A 20,083-nucleotide genomic window follows, 5' to 3' on the forward strand; every position below is an offset into this window, starting at 1 on the left:
ACTCATTTACTCGCAATACCTGCTGAGACGGACTCTAAGGGCCAAAGGCTGTCACGCTCAACGGGTGCTAACCAAGGCGAAGGTGATGCAAATAACGCAGGCTCACTAAACGAAATCTCGGACTGGCGACAATTCACCACCTCCCCAATAATGATCAAAGCTGGCATCAGTTTGTTATCATCAGGGCATAAGCGAGCAAGATTGGCCAACTGGCCGGTAAACACCTGTTGAGCGGCGCTGCAGGCGCGAGAAATAATGGCGACCGGCGTCGCTGGCGGCATGCCTGCAGCAATTAACTGCTGACTGATAATTGCGCGGCAGTTAAAACCCATATAAATCACCAGAGTCTGCCCACCAGCAGCGTAAGGTTGCCAATCAAAGCCGCTATCGCCCGCGCCTTGGCCAGCAATAAAACTGACTGAGCGGGCATAATCTCTGTGAGTCAATGGAATTCCAGCAATTGCCCCTGCACCACTGGCTGCCGTCACGCCGGGGATCACCTCAGCATGAATATTGGCCTGAGCCAGTTGTTGTAACTCCTCCCCCCCACGACCAAAGATGAAGGGATCGCCACCTTTAAGCCGGACCACCATCAGCCCTCGTCGCGCTAATGCGATCATTCGTCGACAAATATCATCCTGACAATGGCTGGGCTGACCTGCCCGCTTACCAACCGGTAGCAGCTCAGCCTTAGTTGACACCAAGGCTAATATGCCTGGACTGATTAGGGCGTCATACAGCACAACATCTGCTTGCTGCAGGCATCGCCATGCACGAATCGTCAGTAAATCTGGATCGCCGGGACCGGCACCGACCAGAAAAACCTGACCTGAGGCCTTACCCGAACCGACAGGTTTGAACCTGGGTAACACCATAAACGGCCTCCGCATCAGGCAATATTCAACAGAACTAAACTATAACCCCTGTTTTTATTACATAAAAAATAGATATTAGTTCATTTTTATAACAAAAAGTTATGAAGCTTATGGGGTCGGCATCAGGTCTGTCCCGATGGGCTGTGATACATTGCGGAGGATAAAACTGCTTTATGTTCAAGCAAGAACATTCGAAAAACAGCACATAACAGCAAGAGCAAAAAGGAAGTGCAGATGTCAGCAGTATTGCACCAAATTATTCGCCAGCTATCTTTAGCCACTCTGCTTGGTGGGACTGTATATAGCAGCAGTACCTTAGCGGATCTCACCGCAACAAAACGGCCAGTAAGTACGTCCACCGTGTCTGCGCAATCAGAGACTACAAAAAATAACGGGGCCGCGACACATAAACAGACGGAAACTGAACATAATTCACTTATTGCCCACCGAGTGGAGGATGAACGCAATACCGCTGAATTGCCTTTCGTTATCACGCCACACAAAGTGAATTACATCCTACCGGTCAGTTATAACAGTCACCCCAATATGGCACCTTACACCACGGTCACTGACACTCAGTCCCATCAACTCGATCATTTGGAAGCCAAATTTCAGATCAGCTTTAAGCTGCCTCTGTGGCGAGATATCTGGCAAGGTAATGGCCAACTCTTTTTTGCCTATACCAATCAGTCTTGGTGGCAGGTTTACAATCAGGATATCTCCGCCCCTTTTCGAGAAACCGTGCATGAGCCTGAGCTGTTTGTATTGTTCAATAATGATTGGCAGTGGCAAGGCTGGACTAATGCATTCTGGGGGCTGGGTATTGTGCACCAGTCTAATGGCAAATCAGGGCAATTGTCCCGCAGCTGGAACCGGATATACGGCACAATGGTTTTTGATCGTGGACCATTAGCGATTGCAGCCAAGGTTTGGTGGCGCCTGCCAGAAAGCGCTAAGCGTTATCCCGGCGATCCCCGTGGGGATGACAACCCGGATATCACGGATTACACAGGTAATTTTGAGATCACCTCTGTTTATGGTATCGACAAACACAGATTTAGTATGCAGTTAAGGAATAACCTGCAGCGGGATAACCGTGGCATGATTGAGTTAACTTGGAGTTATCCAATTCTCGGCAATTTAAGATTTTATACGCAATACTTTAATGGCTACGCAGAGAGCCTTATCGACTATAACGCACATAATCAACGCATCGGCATCGGTCTGGCTCTGAATGATTTGTTATAGCCAGTCCGGTCTGGCTGTTTTTAGGGATTGCTATGCAGCCAGGATACCGGGAGGTTCTCCTCCTTTTTACCGCAGCATTGTTATTGTCTGTCGGGGCATTACTTTATCTTCACTTGCCATCGGCGCCGCCAGCAAAGCTGCTACACCAGCGCCAGATACAACAAGCTGCGCAACAATTTTTTGCAGCAATAAAAAACCACAGCGCCCATTACCCTTTACTGTCCGATAGTCAACAAAAGGATATCGCAACAGCGTTATCCCATCTGGGTAATCACAGCTTTATTCGCCGCCATGAGTTATATGCCGAGCTGAGTAAAATTCTTGCGCAACTGGGCGATCCGGCAGCCCAACTGACCGACATCCATGCTGACCATATTGCTTATCCGGTCATATTGCGCCCAGTTGTATTACAACCAGACTTACGACAACATCAGCCCCCGGCAAGTAACCCGGTATCGACACCGCCTATCCAACCACGCTGGCAGATAAGTGCTATCAACGGTGAGTTATTAGATCCTGCCCATCCTTATCTTAGCCATATTGATGGTATCGCCATTGATAATTTTATTGCCGCAGCCAAAAGGTATCTTCCCCAGCAATTTCACGATTCAGACAAACATTTAGCTCAGCAACTGCAATTAATGGATAGACTCAGGCAAGATATCGGCACAGATAGTCTTCAGCCGCCACGTCTCACCCTGACCAATCGAACTGGCCAGTCGGTTATCCGACGTCTGGCACCACAACGACGTAAAAGCCTCTCGACAACCACAGCATCCAAGCCCCCCTTTCCCGTCAACCGCCTAAGTTGGCTCTCGGCAGATACCGCTATCTTGATATTAGGGAATCTTGATACCTTGCCACCACATACTCTCCGCACGGCCCTAACCCAGCGAAGATTGATTCTCGATTTACGCCAAGTGGTAGGAGATCCTTTGCCATTATTGCAGGCATTATCTAAGGAAAATCCTACCATCCCCCCCGCTAATCAGTGGCTAGCTGCTTATCGGCTACAACCTGGCCGTACCCGGGACTATCTGCAGCCGGATCACTTTGTGCCCACGGACTATCTTGCCCTGCCTCAACCGGCCGCTCAGCTCAGTGCCCTGCACCCTTATCAGGATTTACCCCAAGGTGAAAAATATGGCAGGCAGCGGATTTGGTTAATTGGCCCCCATTGCGGCATAACCTGTGCCCGGCTAAGTTACTTTGCGAACCTGTGGCCCAATAGTCGCTTAGCTGGCCACAATACCCATGGCAACTACAGCCGCACAAGCCAACATAATTTGTCTGCAGTAGAATTTAGCTTATCACTAAGTACCACGGTCTTTTTCAACCACAGAGGAGAGTTACTGTCTGGCGTACCGGTTAAAGTGGACATGCCCCTAATATTAAAAGGCATCCGCCGCAGCCAACTACTGCAACTGTTCCATCCCTGATGTATGACTACCTAGCTCGGTAAAACAATCAGATATAAAACAGCCTTGCTCGATCATCTAGCCGGCCTTAGCATCCCGGGCTTTCACATAACGCACCATAAAAAGTGCTGCAGTCAACACAGAGAAAAAGCCGACAAGACAGAGATGAAATGCATCGGAAGAGAAAAACAAAAAGGCCGGATATCACCGGCCTTTAACAGTTACAGATAACACAAACTTACTTAGCTGTAGCTTGTGCCGGTGCTTGAGTCGCCATACGGGTATCAAATACCAAGCCTTTACTGTTTACGTCTATACCAAAATGCATCTGTACATTGGCATGTTTCAAGTCCGCCAGTTCAGATGGAATAGTTTCACCCATGCTTTCAGCCATGGTGATAAATGGACCAAAGAACTTTTTGTAATCCACAGAGCCTGACAAAATGCCATTACCAGTTAAGGTATTGCTCTTAGCCAATTCATTCGCCAGTTTTTCTGACTTAGGACCTGAGTAGGCAACTAAGTGCTTACCTTTAATAGCCATCATCACTTTCAGATCTGGGCTCACCCCCAAAGCATCAGAGACATCAACTGCAGAGCCATCTTCTGGTAACTGGATAGCCGCTAGTGCAGGATCAAAACCACTGGCAACGGAGAACAGCTTCTTAGGGTCATTTACAGCAACGCTTACAAGCGCATCAACATTATCCAGCTGGCCATTCTGATTCATCGCATAGTCAGATACCACAACAGAAACACCTTTAGCGCCCTGTGCCATACCGGATGCCATGCTCAACATGGCAGGGTTGGCCTGAGATAATTCAGACTGCAAACTTGCTAATACTTGACACTGGAATTGAGGGCGGGTCATCTGCTCCCAAATTGTATTCATTGCAGAGGCAACATTATCAGTATTAATGCCCAGTCCCAGTGTAAATACACTGTCACCGAATTTTTCAACCGCAGGATCAATAAAGCCACGCAGACTCTGCAGCGCGGCCATTACCTTAGCATTCTTACTTTCAATAATGGTTTGAATATCCATATCGCTGTGATCAGCAGTGATATCCATATTCTTCATCCCCATGACAGTCATGGGCCAATTTGCTGCCAGCGCATTAATCTCTTTTTGGCAAACTGGTGTACGCAGTTCAGCCAGAGCGTTATCACCTGAGTCTGCAAACAGGGCAGTTAATTGTTTGCCCAGTTCATTCTTGTCTTCAGTCAGCGCTTTGGCAATTGCTTGATGATTGATAAAGCTAACGCTTTCACGTAGGAAACCATGTCGAGCGACAATATCCTTAAGCAATGGTGACTCAGTCATATTGTTAGCGACAGGTTTCAGTCCCAGAGACTGTTCAAGCACTAACTTATCTTCACCTTTGTAAGATACAGTCACTGTCATCCAGCCCAGATGCTCACCCACCAGCATATGCAGATCACTATTACCGCTATCCAGTGGATAAGAACGGTATTGGTAACCCCCAATATCAACCATTTTCGCAGTTAAACCGCTTTTTTGAGATGCTAAATCCAACTGACTGAACAAGGCTTCAGGCTTGGTAACCTGCACCTTAAGCACAGGCACCATACCTAAAGTATAAAAATAAGCCTGTTCATAATTAGGAAGCCCAAATGCAGCTAACAGAGCATCCGGATCTTTTTCCAACGCAACATATTGGTTATACAAGGAAAAGAAGAAACGTTTTTGTGGAGAGTCCTCACTAGAAATAGGCAGTGGAGCAGATTGCGGATAACTGGCAGCAAGGGAATGCAAGTAGTCTTTTAGGGGGAAGGGAGCCAACTGGCCTGAGAATACTGCGGTGTCTGCCGGTACATATTCCAATGCACCGTTTGGCCCATATCCTTCGGCCTCAGATTTATGAACCAAATAATACGCACCGGTGCCAGCCACTACGATTATTAGTGCAATCAATAGATTTTTCATCAATAGACTCCATATAGAGATTTTTTTTGCATCTTATACGACAAGTGTATCAGAGTGCATCAAGCGCGTATAAAACACCATGACCGAATCAATAGCAATATTAAACTTCTTCTGCTGGTTACATTTACAGCAAAATCAACTAAATATATATTTCAATCCTCGTTGCCACGAAAGTGCCAACATGTGCTGATTACCCAGCTGGCAACACGGATAACAAAAGCGGCACATTTAATTCCCGGGGAAGCACTATGCCTTCGGGATGGGCCGGACTATATACCCGGTTATAAGGGACGCCGCTGTGTCCTTGAGTGGTGAGATAACGTTCAACCACAGGGTTAGGCTGTGACCAGTCCCCACGCATCAGTACGATATTTCGCTTATCTAATGCTCTCGTTACCTGCTCCCGCTGCCACACTCTGGCTTTGTTCTGCTGACAAGTGCTACACCAATTAGAAGTAATATCAACCAATACCGTTTTACCTTCAGAGACTAATTGGGGGATCTGCTCCGGTACCAGAGGCTGCCATTTCAGCGTTTGCCAATGGTTGTAATCCTCTCCACGGAAAACAAACACCACTACAGCCGCTAAGACGATAGATAAGCCACCCTGCACAAAAATAGCGCCCATCGGCACCTTTTTCTGTTTTATGCGCATCCAAATCAGCAAGGCCAGAATGATCAGCATGATAGCCAGCAAAGTAAAACTGGCAGCTTCTGTAGCGGTCATCTTGTTGTCTCAGAGGTTAATTGTCAGGGGATTCACAGCTTTAATCACCAGATATGTTTACTGGCGACAATTATTCGTTACGCAAAATCCAGGCGCCCCAAGCACCTCGATATTCATATAACGCAGGTGTGATTGGCAGCTAAAAGTGATACGCCATAAACCACAACCAAGTGCCAGTGTAGCGGCAATTTTAACCAATTAACAATCCAGCTAATGGATTTTATTAATCTAAATTAGCGATTTCACCGTTAGAAAATCAACACCATGGCCACTTCATGTTGGGGGATGTCAACGCAAAACCTAGTTTGCAGCATGGTAGATGAATGAGTATGCTGCTGCGCATAAAAGCATCAACAAGGACGATAACCCCATGCCGTACGTATTCCTGCGTCTTATATTTTCCCTACCACTATTTATTAACAGAAACTGGCAGCTGGGCATAGTGCAGCGAGGAAATCGGGATTTTCGTATCTTTATTGGCAATGGTTATTTCGATTTAGCCACACCATTTTTTGCCACGGAAAACACTATCGCAGACAACGGTATCATCCCAGATAGAGTCACAATGCACTACTATCCTGCCGGTCATATGATGTATGTTCAGCCAGAATCCTTAGCACAAATATCCGCGGATCTTCGCCAGTTTTACCAAACAGGTTCCGGCCAATGACGCTGACAATCTGGCTTAGCTTACTCCTTATCTGCTTATTGGGCGCCGCATCCCCCGGCCCGAGTCTGGCTATGGTGATGCGCCATACCCTCAGCCGAGGCGCCGTTGCCGGTCTTATTTGTGCTTGGGCTCATGCTATCGGTATTGCGTTATATGCATTACTGACACTAATAGGGTTAGCGCTGGCGCTACAACAAAGTCCTGTTCTATTTAATGCCTTAACACTGGCCGGGGCGGGGTATCTAGGCTGGCTCGGCTGGCAAGCGCTGCAATCAAACGGTACAAGTCAAACCTATGCCAATAAGGCACAAGCAGTCTCGTACTGGCGCGCAGCAACCGATGGCCTGGCGATTTCACTGTTTAACCCCAAAATACTGTTGTTCTTTTTGGCGCTTTTTAGCCAGTTTGTCACCGCGGCGGATAAACACACTGGCCGGATATTGCTACTGGCAACGCCGGCGTTAGTTGACGGACTCTGGTATAGCCTGATTGCCCTGACGCTATCCCGGCCTGATATCGTTTCCCGGCTACGGCACCACAGTGCCCTCATTGATAAGCTGTCAGGAATCGTACTCATTTTGCTCGCTCTGCGTGTCGTTTATACCCTGTTAACTGCAACGGAATAAATTCTCGGACAAAGTGCTAAAACTCAGTACTACTCCAAACTAGGGTAATTTGAGCTTAGCAACGCTAATCCTTATTTCACCTTTGCCGCGAGATCCTGCTATGGAAAATAAAAATGCCCCGCAAAACTCTGCAGGGCATTTTTATTATCACTTCAGTTACTTAGGGCCTACCGACCTTTCAAGTTTATTTTTGCAGCGATTAAAAGGCTTATATCTCGAACAAATTTTAATCATGAAAGGTCAACAGGCCTTCCTAAAGTTAACCTTTAAAGATTTCCACACCGTCTGCGGCATTGTCGCTATTGACGTCATCACTATTGGTTACCGGTGGATTAGCAATATGATCTTCAAGGTTATCATTGAGCATTTCCCGGAACTCTGAGGTGAACCATTCCAGCGCATTTTCTTTTTCTGCGGCCAAATCAGCAGACTTAATTGCAGCTTCAAAGGCATTGAATCGGGCAGCGGCAAAACGCAACGCAGTGCCGACCTTGCCGACATCTTGCTCCTGTTGCACCAATTGGTTAGCCAGAGCAATAAATTGATCAGCCAGTTGGTACAGGGATGTTTCATTGGCTTGTTCAGACATATGCGGATAACTCCAGAAAAATACAAATTACGCCCATGATACATGAGTTAGCGTGTGAATTAACCTGCAAATCTACCGCCATGGTATAGTCTGCGCATCACTGTGTTGCAGAGTCTGCTATGAAAAACACTATTTCCGACGAAAGCCGCATCGAAGCGGCCAAAATTGCCCGGGCCACCCAAAAACCGGGACAAACCAAAGAGCAAACCAAATTAATTGCTCAAGGTATTGAGAAGGGCATTGCTGAGTATAAAAAACAGCAAAAAAGCAAAGCCAGAGAACGGGATAAAAACCGTAAGCAGCAACAAAAAGCTAAAATCCGTGAGCCGCAGCCTCAATTAATAACAAGCCCTGAAACGATGGAAACCTCAAATTACTCGGGGAAATTGCCGTGGATATTACTGGCATTAAGTTGGGTCGGCTTTATCGCGAGTTATCTGCTCTTGCACTAAGCACTCGGCAAAAATTGAACCGACTGATAATACTGCAAAGGTAACATTATCAGTCGGCATATTTGGTATTGATCAACTGGCGGTCAAAAGTGCTGCTAATGCATCAACTTGGTTAGCAACCCACTCAGGTTTAATCGGTCCCCAATCTTCCACCCGATAAAATCCGGCATTATTTCTTGGCCCCTGCTGTACAAAGCTAACCCGAATCCCCACATCACCAAATGCAGCAATGGCATCTTGCAAAGTGCGGCGAGGCATACCCGTCAACTGCTGCAAAGCCGGTAAATTATGCTCCCCCTGATCGATCAGGTACGCCAGATAGAGTTTGCGCAAAAATGCCTTGTGTTGCTTACTGATATTATCCATTTTGCACCATCCTGTTTCGCGGATAAGTGATCCCCTTGGCCTCAGGCGCCGAACCACCCAGAAATAGAAGTTGTTATAGATACATATCAACATGTTATATCAGTAAGGTCTGTGGCACCCTTCGCAGATATACTGATTTCCACCGATGAAATTTTCATCAAGCTTAACTTTACAGTGCCCAGACACAGTGGCACTGTAATCCGGCAACACGCCATTTTTTCTGGTAAAACAAACCGCTATACCAAGGAGAGAATTATGTCTGTTTGTCCGGAAACCATATTGCAATTTTGGTTTGATGAAATTGAGCCTAAAGCCTGGTGGGTAAAAGATGCGACATTTGATCAAACCGTGAAACAACGTTTTGAACCTATATTGACGCAAGCCAAACGGGGGGAGTTTTATCACTGGCGCACCAGTCCCCGGGGACGTTTAGCGGAAATCATCATTCTGGATCAGTTTTCGCGCAATATTTACCGCGACACCCCACAAGCATTTGCTGCCGATGCCATGGCGCTTGCTCTTGCTCAAGAGGCGGTCGCCCATCATATCGAATCTGAGCTTACCCCTCAGCAAATCCAGTTTTTATATATGCCCTTTATGCACAGTGAATCCCCTGCAATTCATCAGGTTGCAGAAACGCTATTTCGACGTGATGCGGTAAAAGATAATCTTGATTTTGAACTGCGCCATAAAGCGATTATTGATCGTTTCGGCCGCTACCCGCATCGCAACAATATTCTAGGGCGGGAGTCGACCACTGAAGAGTTAGCCTTTTTGACTCAGCCCGGATCTTCGTTTTAATGGCTATGGCCTGATGACATTGACTGTGGCTGATTAAATCATTGCCGTGACAGCCTACCCTGCCACGGCAAAATAGGCTCAACTTACTGAGAAACCTGGCAAGCCGCGGGGATCGTCTCTGAATATGTTTTCAGCTGCTCTAGCCGTAATACCGCATCATAATCTGCGGGAAAACCATCTTCCGCTTTCCCTTCATTAACCCCGGTAAACTCGACATAAAGTGCGGGATAGGGCTGTTTTTGCTGCAAGCGGATATCATCAAAACGCTTTGCCATTGCTGTCGTTGTGGCAGTTTCATGCGGTACATACAACCAGTAATCCTGCTGACTACCACAGGGGGTAAAAGCACTGACTTCAAATCCGCTAACCAATACCCCGCGCCAATGAACAACATTATCTTGTGACGCAGGAGCCGTTTCAGCCTGTAGCCGTGAGGAAAGCTGACTGCATCCAGTCGCTCCCATGATAACGCCCAATCCAATTAATGCAGCACCAAACAAGGGTTTCATAGTCACTTACCTTAAATTCATTGTATTTATGCTAATTTTATCTTTTTTATCAGAGTGATGCTCTTATACCTGCCAAATAAAAAGGGCCAATAGGCCCTTTTTATTTATCCAAACATACCAATGGTTAGCTATGTTGCGCCAGATAAGCACAGGTTCGCTCAGCTAACTGCTGTTTAGCTGCATCAGTAATAAAACTGGCTTCAATGGCATTGAGCGTAAACTGAGCCAACTCCTTATGATTCAATGGCAATGCCTCTGCCACAGCCATAAAGTTGTCAGTCATATAGCCACCAAAATAGGCTGGGTCATCAGAGTTAATGGTGACGCACAATCCACGGCGCAGCAGATCGGTAATATTGTGTTCACTCATTTTATCGAACACTTTCAGCCGAGTATTCGATAGCGGACAAACTGTCAGCGGCATGCGATTAGCGGCCAGTTCATTCATCAGCGCTTCATCCTGAGAACAGGCCACCCCATGATCGACCCGGGATACACCCAATAGGCTCATCGCATCACGGATATTATCTGCCGTGCCCTCTTCACCGGCATGGGCCACAGTGAGAAAACCGGCCTCACGAGCTTTGGCAAATACCCGGGCAAATTTCTCCGGAGGATTACCCTGCTCAGAAGAATCCAACCCTACCGCAATAATTTTGTCCCGGTATGGCAGCGCCATTTCCAGCGTGGCAAAAGCAGATGCCTCATCCAGATGACGCAAAAAACACATGATCAGTTCACTGCTGATCCCCAGTTGCTCGCGGCCGTCAGCCAATGCCCGGCTGATACCATTAATCACTGTGGCAAAGGCCACACCGCGATCAGTATGTGTCTGAGGATCGAAAAAGATTTCAGTATGAATAACATTATCAGCATGACAATGCTGCAGATATGCCCAGGTCAAATCATAAAAATCCTGCTCATGGATCAGGACATTGGCCCCCTGGTAATAAATATCCAGAAATGATTGTAAATTATGGAAATCGTATGCCGCCCGCACCTGCTCTGGCGTCGAAAATGGAATGTGTACCCCATTGCGCTGCGCCAATTCAAACATTAAGTCCGGCTCCAGCGTCCCTTCAATATGCAGATGTAATTCTACCTTGGGTAAACCCTGAATAAAGTCTCTCATCACCCTGTACTCTCTTGATAACAGTGAATATCGTGAACGGGATAGGCCTAGGGTGCTGATTGCTAAAAAATACAAAGAGCAAAGCGCCGGTAGGCTTACCTCACTCTTCGTAATCTGGAGTTTACGGTTCCAGGTAGAGACCCCCGTACCGAATTAACGGGGTTATACGAAGTACCAGATAAACAGTTAGGTGCACTATCGCCCAATGCTGCTCTGGTTAGGTGCGGATTCTGGCACACTCTCTCGCGCTGGACAAGCCAGAGAGTGAGTCCATCGTCATGAATATTCTCTCCGCATTCATCATTACTAATGTGCTATTTCACGATCAGCACAGGACAACTGGCTCGTGCCGTCACCGCCTCAGCAACATTATCGTGCCATAAATGCGCAAGTCCGGTGCGACCATGGCTGGCCATAACAATCATGCCAATGTCACCCTGCTGCGCTTCTTTGACAATCTGCTCGGCGATATTATTTTCCTCACAGCGGCGTACCAAGGTTTCCACTTTGACATCTGTATCTAATTTCGCCAGCAAGCCCTGCATCTGCTGCGCCGCAACGGCTTCCATATTCTGCATTAACTCTTCTGGCGTAATAGCTAGGATTTGGAAATTTTCATCCCCGGACAGCTGTTCAACAACATGCAAGATCCGCAGTCCTACATGGTAAAAATTGGCCATTTCTACCGCATAGGATAATGCGTGCAGAGCAGTTTCAGAAAAATCGGTCGGCCATAGAATATTGCGAGTACGCATGCACTACCTCCTGTTACCGGGATCCAGAGGCTGTCAGCTGCCGGCCATCACCGGCACTGACAGGCTTACAGGGTAAAATGGCTTATCAATCCTTCAGCCAATGGATAGCATCAAAGGTATTGAGGAAAAATTTCACCTTGATGGAAGTAAACCAATTGGCCACTTTGGTCAGCCACTCTTGGGTATTGGTATCGCCAATCACAGCGATTTTTTCAAAGTGACGGCCATGTTTAAAGTCTAGCTTCAAATCATCCCACATGGCCCGGGCCTCCCATCCTTCTAGCTCGGTAATATCACATAACACATAGATATCGGGATCTTTAACCCCAGCAATAGCAGACTCCAACATAGGTACCATCTGCTCATAATCTGCGTGGGTCAGTTTGCCTACCAGTTTGAGCGTGACAAAAAAATCATCTTCGCCGACCCGCTCAATGCCCACTGAAATCCCGTGACGATCAAGTTTCATAATCCCTCCTGAATCATTCATCTGCTTAGTGAGTGTAGCCCTGCCAACATACACCACTTATGCCACAGATCACATTTGTTGTTTTATTGAACTGCTCACCAAACTGCTCTAACATTGGCCAAACATTAGACCGACTAATCAGTCTATTTTTATGCCGGCAGGAGATTTTTGATGGATATGGCAACCGAGGGAATGCAACAGCAACAACTGCATCAACACTTTACCGCGCAACGGCAGGCATTTTCTCAAACAGACATGCCCGATTATCAACACCGTATCGCCCAGCTCAAAGCACTAAAGCAAGCATTGCTCGCCCATCAAGATGAATTGCTCCGTGCGCTGAGCGAGGATTATGGTTACCGTAGCCCGGATGACAGCATGCTGTCAGATATTCTGCCGGTGATCAGTAATATCAATTACAGCATCAAACACCTGCGCCGCTGGATGAAACCCAGCCGTCGCCATGCCGGACTGATGCTTGCTCCGGCCAGCGTCACTGTGCATTATCAACCCCTCGGCGTTGTGGGCATTATTGTGCCGTGGAATTTCCCCTTAACCCTGTCACTGGGACCATTAGCCACTGTACTGGCCGCGGGGAATCGAGCCATGCTGAAATTGTCTGAGTTTACTCCAACAACTAATCAGGTTATCCGCCGATTATTAGCTAAAGCCTTTTCACCTAAATGGGTGTGCGTTATTGAAGGTGAAGCTGATATCGCCGCCGCGTTTTCTGCCTTGCCATTTGATCATCTGCTTTTTACAGGCTCAACCTCAGTGGCTAAGCATGTCATGCATGCGGCAGCGGATAACCTGACCCCGCTGACACTGGAGCTTGGTGGCAAATCTCCGGTGATTATTGCTCCGGATATGCCAATAACAACTGCGGTTGAACGACTTATTTATGGCAAATGCCTCAATGCTGGGCAGATTTGTGTAGCACCAGATTATGTGCTTTGCCCCGCCGGGCAGGAACAAGCGTTTATCCAAGCCTACCGGCAACAATTTCGTGCTATGTACGGTGCCAAATTGGCTGACACTCCTGACTATGGCAATGTTATTAATGCGCGGCAATTTAACCGCTTGCAGACATTACTGGATGATGCCCAAGCCAAAGGAGCCCAAATTACTCCGGCACTGGATGAAACACAGGGCTCACAAGATAACAAAACTACAAATCAGCAAAACAGCCGTAAATTAGCTACCCAGTTAATCACCAGGGTAACGGATAACATGCTGTTAATGCAGGAAGAAATCTTTGGTCCGCTACTGCCTATCGTCAGTTATAACACGTTGGATGAGGCCATTGCTTATATTAATGCTCGTCCGCGACCATTGGCGCTTTATCTAATGAGCTTTGATAATCGGACACAACAGCAAGTGTTAAGCCGTACTCACTCCGGCGGTGTGTGCATTAATGAAACTGTGTTTCATGTCGCCGCTGATGATGCACCTTTTGGGGGGATCGGCCCATCCGGCATGGGGCATTACCATGGCCATGAAGGTTTTTTGCAATTTAGCCACGCTAGAACCGTGCTGCACCGCGGCCGACTCAATACCGGGAAGTTGGTTCATCCCCCTTACGGCAAGTTCTGGCAAAAATGGTTAGTGCGTCTGTTTGTCCGTTAACTCACTGAGTACCGATAGGAGTCACTTAATGGCCGACAGTAAAAAACAAGCCATTTTACAAGCGGCACTGCCGTTGTTTGTCGAGCGGGGTTTTGATGCCACCTCAACAGCAATGTTAGCGCAGCAGGCCGGAGTGGCAACCGGTACTCTATTTCACCACTTTGCCAATAAAGATGCGGTATTAGCAGCGTTATTTATCAGTACTAAGCAGGAATTTGCAGATCATATGCAAGCGTTCTCCCCTGTAGGGGAATTCGCTCAGCAACTGCAACAATTATGGGACAGAGCAATAGAGTGGTCGCTGGCAAATCCTCTCAAACAGCAATTTTTCCAACACTATTGTTTGTCACCAGCCCTGCCGCAGGCCCTTCGTGACCGCGCTATGTTTGATATTTTGGGCTTTTTGGCTGAGCACTTACGCCAAGGACAAGCAAGTGGAGAATTAAGTCACTGGCCACTGACCTTGTTACTGCATTACTGTCACGGCCAATACCTTGCCAGCAGCCAATTGTTTGTGCAGCAGCCGCAACTGTGGCAGCAAGCAGATTACCGCTTGGGCAGTTTTCAACTGCTCTGGCAGGCAATTAAAGCGTAATTTAAGCATCTTAACGTATCAGCCCAGCAACTAGCCGGGCTGATACTCTGCAATAGGTTTAATCACAGAGGTGATAGATCAGAAATCAAATACCTGACTGAGGATCACCAAGCTACTCAGCATACCGATAAGCCAAGCCAGTGAACGCGCTTTATCGAAATCTTTCAGGTACAGATAATGATAAACAATGCGGGCAACAATATGCACCATGGCGGCAATTTCAGCGACAACAGTGACTCTATCGGTTGCCAAAACGGCCAATACAGCGCAAGCAAAGATCAACAAGGACTCAAAAGCATTTTGATGAGCCGCCAATGCCCGGGCGCCAAAACCGGTTAACTCCGACTGCTGCGTCCGAGGTTCACTGTTATCATACCCGCCATCGTGGCGCATCGCCTTAGCTAAAGGGTATTTCGCCATATAAGGCAATAACATCGCGAGGGTCAGGCAGGTCAGCAGCAGTGTCATAGCGGTATCCTTGTGATTGATTTCCATAAACTATCTCTCAAACACAAGCTAGCAGACAGCAAAGGATAGCGCCAATTTTGCCCCTAGAAACGGAATTGGATCCCTAAGTTGGCCTGTCCTTGCAGCAAGGTACTGGCACTGATTAACCATTGGCAGCGACTGCCATCGCAAAACAGCTCATTATCGGCATCAACAAAGGTGGCAAAACCCCGCACCTCGGCCAGTAAAGCCAAATGATCTGAAAACCGCACTAACGTACCAAGCCCAAGCCCCATGGAAAAACGGGTTTCACTGTTCAGCTCGCCCGCAGGTCGTAACTGAGTCAATCCTGCTGAGGCGGTAACATAGGGCTCCCACATACCGGAAGGGAAATAGAGCGTGCCACCTAAATGCAGATAATCCAGCTGCAGATCGCTAAGCCTTTGGGCCGCAAATAATCCACCACTACGTAACTCAGTATCTTGATGACTGTAGAGCAGATAAACATCTCCAGGGTCATTAGTGGTCATCCCCAGCATCAAGGCATAATTAGCGGATTCCTGAATTGATGCACTATCACTTTGCTCTGCGGCTGCATCAGTTAAATCCAGAGAGGATGCACCAAAACTGTATCCCCCCATTGGCGTGAAAAATATCCGTCCCGCTTCTGCCGCCGCTAAGGGCCCACTCAGTAACCCAGAGATGACGGCAACCCTGATACCTGTTTTAACATGCTGACTAACAGCCCTACGCTTATATCCCGGCATAACAACTTACTCCCTGTTGATTTGCAAAGGGTTTACCCTGCTCCGGCCTGTTATAACCCGCCCAGCGCACAGGTTCAACACAGCGTATACAAAATGTTCACCCGCCCTGAGATTAACATCAGAAAACTGGTGAGCAGCATATGTCTGATTAAAGCACCATTGGCATATCATCAAGGGAATCGCGGCAAAAGAGCACGGATAGCAACGACGGTATAGCAGTAAATAATGCTCGCAAGTCTGATTAGGCTCGCCGATACTCAGTCAGTATCAAGTCAATGAAGGAGAGCAATATGCTGTTACCCTGTGATATGAAACAGCAATATCTATCTCTGGGGGAGCTACCCACCACCCACTGCCCACGTTGTGGTTATCAATATCCTTGGCAGTTGTGGCAAGAGTCAGAGCAAGCAACCGTGCTGTTTATTCCCGTGTGGCGTTTCACTCCTCGCTATTTGGTCTGTTGCGGACAATGCGGCATCTCTTGGCGACTACCAGACAAGCTCGCAGCGGGTGCAGCACAGTACGCAAAAACACGCTCAGCAACCACGCCCTTTGACGTCAGCCCAACAAACACGCCCCAAGTACAAACCGAGGCTGAGCATAATCCGGTTCAAACCCATGATGAATTGCTCAATGCAACTCAGCACACTAACGCTGATATCTCCCCATGGGGAGAAGAGGTTTGCCGATGGATTACTAACCAACGCCCGGATCATCCCGCCTATTAATTAGGTAAAAGACATCTCAGCGAAACATTGGGATACACTTGATGATTTTAACGGCGCTAAAGTGATTATTCCGCCTGAAAAACCCTGAATTCTGCATATTAATTAAGTAATAAAAAACTAATAAAGTAATAATTAAAATCTTTTTAATTCAATCTGTTAACTTGATATTAAAAAGCTAAAACCGTTAAATACAGAACAGGATAATCGAAGCGGCGGGGAATTATGATGGTTGTCAGAAATCTCTACTTGCCAGACATAGTTACGTGCCTATAATGCCGAAAACCGGAGCGTCTGCCAACGCTCCGGTTTTTTTGTGCCTGCCTGTCAGAGCATGGTGATTATCTGCCGATAATCTTAAGCAATGACCGGCGCCAGACAGATTTAAGGAATTGCCAAATGCGTATCGAACAAGACTTGAAACTGGGTTTTAAAGACGTTCTGTTTCGCCCGAAACGTTCTACCCTGAAAAGCCGGTCCCAGGTTGAATTAACCCGCGAGTTTACGTTCAAACACAGTGGTCGCCAATGGTCCGGGGTGCCGGTTATCGCCGCCAATATGGACTCGGTCGGATCCTTTAATATGGCCAAATCCCTAGCTGAACATGGCTGTATCACCGCCGTACACAAGCACTACAGTGTGGCGGATTGGGCTGAGTTTGTAGCCAGTGCCGATAAACAGACGCTGAACAATGTTATGGTATCCACCGGTACATCAGCGGCCGATTTTGAAAAGACGCAGGCGATTATGGCCATGTCTGATGAGCTGATTTTTATCTGTGTGGATATCGCCAATGGTTACTCAGAGCATCTAGTGGAATATGTCCACAGGGTGCGTACCGCCTTCCCTGACAAGGTGATCAGTGCCGGTAATGTGGTCACCGGTGACATGGTGGAAGAACTTATCTTGGCTGGTGCCGATATTGTCAAAGTCGGTATTGGTCCTGGCTCTGTCTGTACCACTCGGGTAAAAACCGGTGTCGGCTATCCGCAACTGTCAGCCATTATTGAATGCGCCGATGCGGCCCACGGTCTGGGTGGTCAAATTATCGGTGATGGCGGCTGTACCTGTGCCGGTGATGTTGCCAAAGCATTCGGTGGCGGCGCTGATTTTGTCATGCTTGGTGGCATGCTGGCTGGTCACGAAGAAAGTGGCGGTGAAGTATTTGAACAAGATGGCAAAATGATGATGAAGTTTTACGGTATGTCATCCCAAAGCGCCATGGACAAACACTCTGGCGGGGTTGCGAAGTATCGCGCCGCTGAAGGGAAAACCGTGCTGCTGCCATTTCGCGGTACCGTACATAACACCATTGCCGATATTCTCGGTGGCGTCCGCTCCACCTGTACCTATGTTGGTGCCGCGAAACTCAAAGAGCTCACGAAGCGCACCACCTTTATCCGGGTACAAGAGCAAGAAAATATCGTTTACGGCAAAGAATAACCGCAAATAATGTAGCCAATAACGGGATAGATACCACAGGCCGTGCAGGCAACTGCCCGGCCTTTATGCTACCAAATTCATACTACTCATCTCGGTAGCTCCAACCTTTTTATTCTTCATGGCACACAATTTGTCCCTCTCGCATCGCCATTAGCCAATCTTATTCAGCATAAATTCAACAAATTCTTGCGCCGTCATGCTTGTTGTCGACAAGTTCATTTCACTAAAACTATCAATCACCTTGCCCAGATCACAAACATTCCTCCGCCCAAGCTACCCGATATTCTCTGGCTTTATCGCATTTTGACAGTAACAAGTTCTTATTATGGGCGGTCTGATGACAAATGCCTCGCCGTTACCCCCCATAGCACAGAGGATGACTTAACCTGCCCCCGGAGGAAAATCCAATGCACGACATGCTGTTTAATTTCCTCGATCTGATGACCAGCCTGTTTTTATTTGCTGTCGGCTGTATTGTGGTTTGGATCGTCTATATGTACATAGTGGATAAACACCAACAGCGTCACGCCATTCGCCATAATTACCCCGTTATTGGCCGCTTTCGGTACTTATTCGAAAAACAAGGTGAGTTTTTCCGGCAGTATTTTTTTGCTCAAGATAGAGAGGAGATGCCCTTTAACCGCGCTGAACGCAGTTGGGTTTACCGCGCCGCAAAAAATGTCGATCGCACTGTCTCATTCGGCTCCACCCGCAGTCTGAGCCCCAGTGGCACCATATTGTTTATGAACCATCCTTTTCCCACCTTAGAAGAAGATGCCTGTCCCGTGGGGGAAATTACCTTTGGCCAGACACTGCCTCACCCCTTTACCACGGCGGCCATCTTTAATATCTCCGGTATGAGTTACGGCGCACTTTCTGCTCGGGCTGTTCTGGCACTGTCTCGCGGGGCAAAGCAAGCCGGTTGCTGGATGAATACCGGCGAAGGCGGACTAAGCCCTTACCATCTCGAAGGTGGCGCAGATATCGTGTTTCAAATCGGCACGGCCAAATACGGTGTCCGTGATTGTGAAGGGCAACTCAGTGATGACAAATTGCGGGAAATTGCCGCGCATTCCCAAGTCAGAATGTTTGAAATCAAACTCAGCCAAGGGGCAAAACCCGGCAAAGGCGGGATGTTGCCCGGCGCTAAAGTCTCAGCTGAAATTGCTGCTATTCGCGGCATAGCTCAAGGACAGGATTCATACAGCCCCAACCGGCACCCGGATATTAATAGCTGCGCGGATCTGCTAGACATGGTTAGCCGGATCCGCAGGGTAACCGGTAAACCCTGCGGGTTTAAACTGGTGGTAGGTTTTAGCCAGTGGCTCGATGAGTTATTAGGATTAATTGCCGCTCAAGATGAGCAGTTAGGGCCAGATTTTATCACCATCGACAGTGCTGACGGTGGTACCGGCGCGGCGCCTCAACCTCTTATGGATTATGTCGGGCTGCCGCTACAGGAAAGTTTGCCTTTAATCGTTAGTCTGCGGCATAAACATGGCCTAGATAAACGGCTGCGAATTATTGCATCAGGAAAACTGATCACGCCGGGCAAAGTTGCCTGGGCACTGGCTTGTGGAGCAGATGCCGTGGTATCAGCTCGGGGAAATATGTTTGCCCTTGGCTGTATTCAAGCGCTGCAATGCAATAAAAACACTTGCCCCACCGGCATTACAACCCATAACCCGAAGCTGCAACAGGGGCTAAATGTGGATGACAAAGCGCAACGCGTCGCTAATTACAATCGGTATATCCATTATGGTGTCGGGTTGATAGCCCATTCCTGCGGCGTTGGTAACGTGCGTCAGTTAAGTCCGCAGCATGTCCGCATTGTTACAGATAACAGTATGTCTGAGGCAATGGACAAGTTATACCAGCATTATCACTGAGCTTGT

The 20,083-nt window shown here is 47.7% G+C and carries 22 protein-coding genes and 1 riboswitch; of the genes, 11 read left to right on the forward strand and 11 right to left on the reverse strand.

Annotation, left to right across the window (positions count from 1 at the left end; genetic code table 11):
- Positions 1–2 precede the first annotated feature (2 nt).
- Entirely contained in the window at positions 3–875 is an 873-nt protein-coding gene (gene cobA / locus NFHSH190041_RS15510; protein WP_261922650.1) for a uroporphyrinogen-III C-methyltransferase, read from the reverse strand.
- 234 nt (positions 876–1,109) lie between these two features.
- On the opposite strand from cobA, the gene NFHSH190041_RS15515 reads away from it, so the two are divergent.
- Both NFHSH190041_RS15515 and NFHSH190041_RS15520 read left to right on the forward strand, forming a co-directional pair.
- On the forward strand, positions 1,110–2,123 hold the full coding sequence (locus NFHSH190041_RS15515) for a phospholipase A (protein ID WP_261922651.1): 1,014 nt from the start codon (positions 1,110–1,112) through the stop codon (positions 2,121–2,123).
- A gap of 32 nt (positions 2,124–2,155) precedes the next feature.
- Positions 2,156–3,562: a hypothetical protein gene (locus NFHSH190041_RS15520; RefSeq protein ID WP_261922652.1), complete on the forward strand. Its 1,407-nt coding sequence runs from the start codon at positions 2,156–2,158 to the stop codon at positions 3,560–3,562.
- Positions 3,563–3,779: 217 nt separating this feature from the next.
- On the opposite strand, the gene NFHSH190041_RS15525 is transcribed toward NFHSH190041_RS15520, so the two are convergent.
- Both NFHSH190041_RS15525 and NFHSH190041_RS15530 read right to left on the reverse strand, forming a co-directional pair.
- Entirely contained in the window at positions 3,780–5,489 is a 1,710-nt protein-coding gene (locus tag NFHSH190041_RS15525; RefSeq protein WP_261922653.1) for a hypothetical protein, read from the reverse strand.
- A gap of 190 nt (positions 5,490–5,679) precedes the next feature.
- On the reverse strand, positions 5,680–6,216 hold the full coding sequence (locus tag NFHSH190041_RS15530; RefSeq protein ID WP_261922654.1) for a thioredoxin family protein: 537 nt from the start codon (positions 6,214–6,216) through the stop codon (positions 5,680–5,682).
- A gap of 370 nt (positions 6,217–6,586) precedes the next feature.
- Between NFHSH190041_RS15530 and NFHSH190041_RS15535 the strand changes: the two genes are divergently transcribed.
- The gene (locus NFHSH190041_RS15535) at positions 6,587–6,886 is read left to right on the forward strand and encodes a hypothetical protein (RefSeq protein WP_261922655.1); all 300 of its coding nucleotides are present in this window, start codon (positions 6,587–6,589) and stop codon (positions 6,884–6,886) included.
- The gene (locus tag NFHSH190041_RS15540; protein ID WP_261922656.1) at positions 6,883–7,512 is read left to right on the forward strand and encodes a LysE family translocator; all 630 of its coding nucleotides are present in this window, start codon (positions 6,883–6,885) and stop codon (positions 7,510–7,512) included. Before NFHSH190041_RS15535 ends, NFHSH190041_RS15540 begins: the two co-directional genes overlap by 4 nt.
- A 259-nt stretch (positions 7,513–7,771) precedes the next feature.
- Here the strand turns inward: NFHSH190041_RS15540 and NFHSH190041_RS15545 are convergent, their stop codons facing one another.
- Positions 7,772–8,101 (reverse strand): DUF3144 domain-containing protein, encoded by a 330-nt coding sequence (locus NFHSH190041_RS15545; protein WP_261922657.1) that lies wholly within the window; start codon positions 8,099–8,101, stop codon positions 7,772–7,774.
- A gap of 119 nt (positions 8,102–8,220) precedes the next feature.
- Here NFHSH190041_RS15545 and NFHSH190041_RS15550 point away from each other — a divergent pair, with 119 nt between their 5' ends.
- Positions 8,221–8,553 (forward strand): DUF2956 domain-containing protein, encoded by a 333-nt coding sequence (locus tag NFHSH190041_RS15550; RefSeq protein ID WP_261922658.1) that lies wholly within the window; start codon positions 8,221–8,223, stop codon positions 8,551–8,553.
- Between the two features lie 72 nt (positions 8,554–8,625).
- Here the strand turns inward: NFHSH190041_RS15550 and NFHSH190041_RS15555 are convergent, their stop codons facing one another.
- Positions 8,626–8,919, reverse strand: a complete 294-nt coding sequence (locus tag NFHSH190041_RS15555; protein ID WP_261922659.1) for a winged helix-turn-helix domain-containing protein — start codon at positions 8,917–8,919, stop codon at positions 8,626–8,628.
- A 255-nt stretch (positions 8,920–9,174) separates the two neighbouring features.
- On the opposite strand from NFHSH190041_RS15555, the gene NFHSH190041_RS15560 reads away from it, so the two are divergent.
- Entirely contained in the window at positions 9,175–9,720 is a 546-nt protein-coding gene (locus NFHSH190041_RS15560; protein ID WP_261922660.1) for a DUF924 family protein, read from the forward strand.
- Between the two features lie 83 nt (positions 9,721–9,803).
- Here the strand turns inward: NFHSH190041_RS15560 and NFHSH190041_RS15565 are convergent, their stop codons facing one another.
- The 4 genes from NFHSH190041_RS15565 to NFHSH190041_RS15580 all read right to left on the reverse strand — a co-directional run bounded on the left by NFHSH190041_RS15565 (position 9,804) and on the right by NFHSH190041_RS15580 (position 12,585).
- Complete coding sequence (locus NFHSH190041_RS15565) at positions 9,804–10,229, reverse strand: hypothetical protein (protein WP_261922661.1); 426 nt, start codon at positions 10,227–10,229, stop codon at positions 9,804–9,806.
- Between the two features lie 124 nt (positions 10,230–10,353).
- The gene (locus NFHSH190041_RS15570) at positions 10,354–11,361 is read right to left on the reverse strand and encodes an adenosine deaminase (RefSeq protein ID WP_261922662.1); all 1,008 of its coding nucleotides are present in this window, start codon (positions 11,359–11,361) and stop codon (positions 10,354–10,356) included.
- 90 nt (positions 11,362–11,451) lie between these two features.
- Positions 11,452–11,551, reverse strand: a riboswitch (purine riboswitch).
- A 124-nt stretch (positions 11,552–11,675) separates the two neighbouring features.
- A complete protein-coding gene (locus NFHSH190041_RS15575) occupies positions 11,676–12,116 on the reverse strand; it encodes a universal stress protein (RefSeq protein WP_261922663.1) in 441 nt (146 codons plus the stop codon).
- A gap of 85 nt (positions 12,117–12,201) precedes the next feature.
- The gene (locus NFHSH190041_RS15580) at positions 12,202–12,585 is read right to left on the reverse strand and encodes an STAS/SEC14 domain-containing protein (protein ID WP_261922664.1); all 384 of its coding nucleotides are present in this window, start codon (positions 12,583–12,585) and stop codon (positions 12,202–12,204) included.
- A 171-nt stretch (positions 12,586–12,756) separates the two neighbouring features.
- On the opposite strand from NFHSH190041_RS15580, the gene NFHSH190041_RS15585 reads away from it, so the two are divergent.
- Complete coding sequence (locus NFHSH190041_RS15585) at positions 12,757–14,211, forward strand: coniferyl aldehyde dehydrogenase (protein ID WP_261922665.1); 1,455 nt, start codon at positions 12,757–12,759, stop codon at positions 14,209–14,211.
- Positions 14,212–14,239: 28 nt separating this feature from the next.
- Positions 14,240–14,806 carry a TetR/AcrR family transcriptional regulator gene (locus NFHSH190041_RS15590; protein WP_261922666.1) on the forward strand — a complete coding sequence of 189 codons (567 nt, stop codon included), beginning with the start codon at positions 14,240–14,242 and terminating at the stop codon, positions 14,804–14,806.
- Between the two features lie 78 nt (positions 14,807–14,884).
- On the opposite strand, the gene NFHSH190041_RS15595 is transcribed toward NFHSH190041_RS15590, so the two are convergent.
- Positions 14,885–15,274, reverse strand: coding sequence for an MAPEG family protein (locus NFHSH190041_RS15595; RefSeq protein WP_261925154.1), 390 nt, complete (start codon positions 15,272–15,274; stop codon positions 14,885–14,887).
- Between the two features lie 83 nt (positions 15,275–15,357).
- Positions 15,358–16,020: a porin family protein gene (locus tag NFHSH190041_RS15600; protein ID WP_261922667.1), complete on the reverse strand. Its 663-nt coding sequence runs from the start codon at positions 16,018–16,020 to the stop codon at positions 15,358–15,360.
- Positions 16,021–16,310: 290 nt separating this feature from the next.
- On the opposite strand from NFHSH190041_RS15600, the gene NFHSH190041_RS15605 reads away from it, so the two are divergent.
- The 3 genes from NFHSH190041_RS15605 to NFHSH190041_RS15615 all read left to right on the forward strand — a co-directional run bounded on the left by NFHSH190041_RS15605 (position 16,311) and on the right by NFHSH190041_RS15615 (position 20,077).
- Complete coding sequence (locus NFHSH190041_RS15605) at positions 16,311–16,748, forward strand: hypothetical protein (RefSeq protein ID WP_261922668.1); 438 nt, start codon at positions 16,311–16,313, stop codon at positions 16,746–16,748.
- A gap of 396 nt (positions 16,749–17,144) precedes the next feature.
- Entirely contained in the window at positions 17,145–18,188 is a 1,044-nt protein-coding gene (locus tag NFHSH190041_RS15610) for a GMP reductase (RefSeq protein ID WP_261922669.1), read from the forward strand.
- A gap of 407 nt (positions 18,189–18,595) precedes the next feature.
- Positions 18,596–20,077, forward strand: coding sequence for an FMN-binding glutamate synthase family protein (locus tag NFHSH190041_RS15615; protein ID WP_261922670.1), 1,482 nt, complete (start codon positions 18,596–18,598; stop codon positions 20,075–20,077).
- Positions 20,078–20,083 lie beyond the last annotated feature (6 nt).

Source organism: Shewanella sp. NFH-SH190041 (genome assembly GCF_024363255.1).
Classification (GTDB): Bacteria; Pseudomonadota; Gammaproteobacteria; order Enterobacterales; family Shewanellaceae; genus Shewanella.

What these genes read in the sequence shown, in the direction of transcription:
- cobA (WP_261922650.1), bottom strand. Translation starts at nt 875, where the DNA reads ATGGTGTTACCCAGGTTCAAACCTGTCGGTTCGGGTAAGGCCTCAGGT.
- NFHSH190041_RS15515 (WP_261922651.1), top strand. Translation starts at nt 1,110, where the DNA reads ATGTCAGCAGTATTGCACCAAATTATTCGCCAGCTATCTTTAGCCACT.
- NFHSH190041_RS15520 (WP_261922652.1), top strand. Translation starts at nt 2,156, where the DNA reads ATGCAGCCAGGATACCGGGAGGTTCTCCTCCTTTTTACCGCAGCATTG.
- NFHSH190041_RS15525 (WP_261922653.1), bottom strand. Translation starts at nt 5,489, where the DNA reads ATGAAAAATCTATTGATTGCACTAATAATCGTAGTGGCTGGCACCGGT.
- NFHSH190041_RS15530 (WP_261922654.1), bottom strand. Translation starts at nt 6,216, where the DNA reads ATGACCGCTACAGAAGCTGCCAGTTTTACTTTGCTGGCTATCATGCTG.
- NFHSH190041_RS15535 (WP_261922655.1), top strand. Translation starts at nt 6,587, where the DNA reads ATGCCGTACGTATTCCTGCGTCTTATATTTTCCCTACCACTATTTATT.
- NFHSH190041_RS15540 (WP_261922656.1), top strand. Translation starts at nt 6,883, where the DNA reads ATGACGCTGACAATCTGGCTTAGCTTACTCCTTATCTGCTTATTGGGC.
- NFHSH190041_RS15545 (WP_261922657.1), bottom strand. Translation starts at nt 8,101, where the DNA reads ATGTCTGAACAAGCCAATGAAACATCCCTGTACCAACTGGCTGATCAA.
- NFHSH190041_RS15550 (WP_261922658.1), top strand. Translation starts at nt 8,221, where the DNA reads ATGAAAAACACTATTTCCGACGAAAGCCGCATCGAAGCGGCCAAAATT.
- NFHSH190041_RS15555 (WP_261922659.1), bottom strand. Translation starts at nt 8,919, where the DNA reads ATGGATAATATCAGTAAGCAACACAAGGCATTTTTGCGCAAACTCTAT.
- NFHSH190041_RS15560 (WP_261922660.1), top strand. Translation starts at nt 9,175, where the DNA reads ATGTCTGTTTGTCCGGAAACCATATTGCAATTTTGGTTTGATGAAATT.
- NFHSH190041_RS15565 (WP_261922661.1), bottom strand. Translation starts at nt 10,229, where the DNA reads ATGAAACCCTTGTTTGGTGCTGCATTAATTGGATTGGGCGTTATCATG.
- NFHSH190041_RS15570 (WP_261922662.1), bottom strand. Translation starts at nt 11,361, where the DNA reads ATGAGAGACTTTATTCAGGGTTTACCCAAGGTAGAATTACATCTGCAT.
- NFHSH190041_RS15575 (WP_261922663.1), bottom strand. Translation starts at nt 12,116, where the DNA reads ATGCGTACTCGCAATATTCTATGGCCGACCGATTTTTCTGAAACTGCT.
- NFHSH190041_RS15580 (WP_261922664.1), bottom strand. Translation starts at nt 12,585, where the DNA reads ATGAAACTTGATCGTCACGGGATTTCAGTGGGCATTGAGCGGGTCGGC.
- NFHSH190041_RS15585 (WP_261922665.1), top strand. Translation starts at nt 12,757, where the DNA reads ATGGATATGGCAACCGAGGGAATGCAACAGCAACAACTGCATCAACAC.
- NFHSH190041_RS15590 (WP_261922666.1), top strand. Translation starts at nt 14,240, where the DNA reads ATGGCCGACAGTAAAAAACAAGCCATTTTACAAGCGGCACTGCCGTTG.
- NFHSH190041_RS15595 (WP_261925154.1), bottom strand. Translation starts at nt 15,274, where the DNA reads ATGACACTGCTGCTGACCTGCCTGACCCTCGCGATGTTATTGCCTTAT.
- NFHSH190041_RS15600 (WP_261922667.1), bottom strand. Translation starts at nt 16,020, where the DNA reads ATGCCGGGATATAAGCGTAGGGCTGTTAGTCAGCATGTTAAAACAGGT.
- NFHSH190041_RS15605 (WP_261922668.1), top strand. Translation starts at nt 16,311, where the DNA reads ATGCTGTTACCCTGTGATATGAAACAGCAATATCTATCTCTGGGGGAG.
- NFHSH190041_RS15610 (WP_261922669.1), top strand. Translation starts at nt 17,145, where the DNA reads ATGCGTATCGAACAAGACTTGAAACTGGGTTTTAAAGACGTTCTGTTT.
- NFHSH190041_RS15615 (WP_261922670.1), top strand. Translation starts at nt 18,596, where the DNA reads ATGCACGACATGCTGTTTAATTTCCTCGATCTGATGACCAGCCTGTTT.